The sequence below is a fragment of the Variovorax sp. JS1663 genome (assembly GCF_002157355.1).
Classification (GTDB): domain Bacteria; phylum Pseudomonadota; class Gammaproteobacteria; order Burkholderiales; family Burkholderiaceae_C; genus Variovorax.
The window spans coordinates 1-2830 of sequence record NZ_LYMK01000109.1 but is presented as its reverse complement, the minus strand read 5'-3'; the positions used below and the strand labels follow the sequence as shown (position 1 = coordinate 2830).

The 2830-nt window shown below is 69.9% G+C and carries 1 pseudogene; it reads left to right on the top strand.

Going from position 1 to position 2830, the window contains the following annotated elements:
* Positions 1-2830 (top strand): annotated as a pseudogene (locus tag A8M77_RS34770) (hypothetical protein); the annotation flags it as partial.

Below are 2830 nucleotides of genomic sequence, written 5' to 3'. Positions count from 1 at the left end.
ATGCCAACGGCCTCCAGGTCGTGACCGGGGCCAACACCATCTCGGCGGACCGCACCCGGATCACACCGACCACGGGCACCGGCGCGCCGCCCGTCTTCGCCCTCGACGTGGCCCATCTGGGCGGCATGTTCGCAAACAAGATCTTTTTGGTGGGAACCGAGCACGGCTTGGGTGTTCGCAGTGCCGGCCAGCTCCTGGCGGGTCCCGGCGAGTTCGTGATCACGGCAGCCGGGCGGCTGGAGAACAAGGGCACGATCCAGGCGCAGAGCCTGCAGATCACGGCGGCCAGTGACATCGACAACCGCGGTGGCACGCTGCGCCAGACCGGTGGCGCCGGCCTCACGGTAACGGCGCCCAGTGTGAGCAACACCGCTGGGGGCGTCATCGGGGCCGAGCCGGTGCCCCAGGCGCCGGCATCGCCAGGCAGCGCAGCACCGGGTCCATCCACCTCCGGCGCAGGAACAGGTGCGGGTATGGGTGCAAGTACCGGCACGAGCACGGACAGTGGTGCTGGTGCAGGTACTGCATCGCCCGGCCATGCACCCGCCCCCGGCCGCATCACCGCCGCCGGCGCGATCCTGAACGATGGCGGGCGCATCCACGAGGTCGGCCCCATCACGCTGGACACGCCGCAGGTCAACAACGCTGGAGGATCCCTGTCGGTTGCGAACCTGGCCCTCAACGGAGCGAGCTTCAGCAACGCAGGCGGAAGCCTGAACATCGGCCACAGCTTCAGCGCCAACGTCGATCGCTTCGACAACACGGCCGGGGTGGTGCGAAGCGGCAGCCTGCGGATCACCAGCCGCGACGAGCTGATCAACACCGCGGGCACGCTGATCGCCGCGGGGGACATGGCGCTGCAAGGCGCCAGCATCGACCTGTCCTCCGGCACCACCAGCGCCGCCAACATCGCGCTCACGGCGACCCAGGGCCACGTCACCACCAGCGGCGCGACCATCACCACGCCCGGTACCTTGAGCGTGATAGCCAACAGCCAGGCCGGCCAGACGCTGGTCAACCAGGCCGGCCAGCTCCAGGCCGGCCAACTCAACCTGAACCTCTCCCACCTCGCCAACACCGGCGGAGGCCAGATCGTGCAGACCGGCTCGGCGGACACTCGCATCAGCGTGGCGGGCACCTTGAACAACGCCGGCCTCATCGCCAGCAACGGCCACACCGCCATTGCTGCCGGCAACCTGAGGAACGATGCCGGCCGCATCACTGCCGTGGGCGATCTTGGCATCAGCGCCGACGGTGCCGCCACCAACGTCGGCGGCAAGCTGCAAGCCGGAGGCGCCGTGGCGCTGAGCGCGGCAGGCCTGGTCAACACGGCGGGGCATGTCTCCGGCAACAGCATCGCCATGGACACCCGCGGCCATGCGCTGGAGAACACGCAAGGCGCCATCGCTGGCCTCGCCACTGTCACCATGAACTCAGGCGAGCTGGCCAACGAGGCCGGCCTGATCCAGTCCGGCGGCGCCATGGCCATCGACACCCAGGGTGCCGGCTACGACAACAAGGCGGGCCAGACACTCGCCGCTGGCGACCTGCGCATCGACGCCGGCGCCATCGACAACACCGGCGCGCTGATCCGGGCACGGGGCACCACCACCCTGAACGCCGCGACCCTCACCAACACGAACACCCTGGGCACGGACCAGGGCATCGAGGGCCACGACGTCGCCATCGGCACGACGAGCCTGGGCAGCCTGATCTCCGCCGGCGGCACCCTGTCCATCGTCGATGCGAACGCAGCCAACGCCGCCAACCCGGCTGCCAGGACCCTCGCCGTCAGGAACACCGGCAGCACGCTGCTGGCCGGCCAGTCGCTCACCGTCGATGCCTCTGCGCTCACCTTCGACGGCCAGCTGCTCTCCAAGGGCGACATGCGCCTGGCCCTGAACCAGGATGTCGTGACCGCCGCTGGCAGCCAGACCATCGCCAACCGATCGCTGATCTTCAGCGACGGCGACCTCGCCATCGGCGGCAGCCTGGATGCCAACGGCCGCGCCACCGGGGCCGCCACGAGCCTGAACAACCACGCTTCCACCATCGAGGCGACAGGCCGAGTCGACATCAAGACCGCCGTCCTGAACAACACCAACGGCGGCGTCACCTGGACCTTGCAGCCCGGCACCAGCGAGCACGTGGTCGAGTACGCGCTGCCCGGCGACAGCCGGCGCTGGAAGGCCAGTGAAGTCCTCTTCGGCTTCGGCGGCCAGGTCCAGTTTCCCGACACCGGCTGGAACGCCTGGGTCGCCTCGCCCGCCACCGACCCGCTGCTGCCGGGCAACAACGCCGGTGGCCGCTTGCTGGTGCCTTCGCCGGACTATCCGCTCGAACGCTTCCGAAGCTACTACCTCCAGAGTCCCGCCAACAGCGCCGATCGCAGCTTCCAGACCTGCACGGGGGCCATGCCCGGCGCCTGGTATGCCGCCACCGACCCCATCTGGGCCGCCTTCGGCGTGGCGCCGCCGGCGGCCGACCTGCCCACAAGCCACCCCGGGCGCATCGATGCGAACATCACCGTGGGCCAGGAGGGGATCACCGCCACCGTCGACGGCCCCTCGGGCCCGGCTACCGTCATCGTGCGGCGCTTCGCCCACCCGGTCACCCAGGCCGAGTACGACCAGTGGCAGGCCTATCGCGCGGCCCACCAGGCGCTGGATGTGGCCACGCTCAACTTCATCCACACCATCACCGGCGTGGCGCGGGGCCCGGACAACGAATCGAAGCCGCCGCGCTTCGCCTCGATCTACGACGCCTTCGACTACACCACCGCCGCATCGATGCCGGTGCTGCAGAGCTCGGCCCCGGCGAGGCTCCTGGC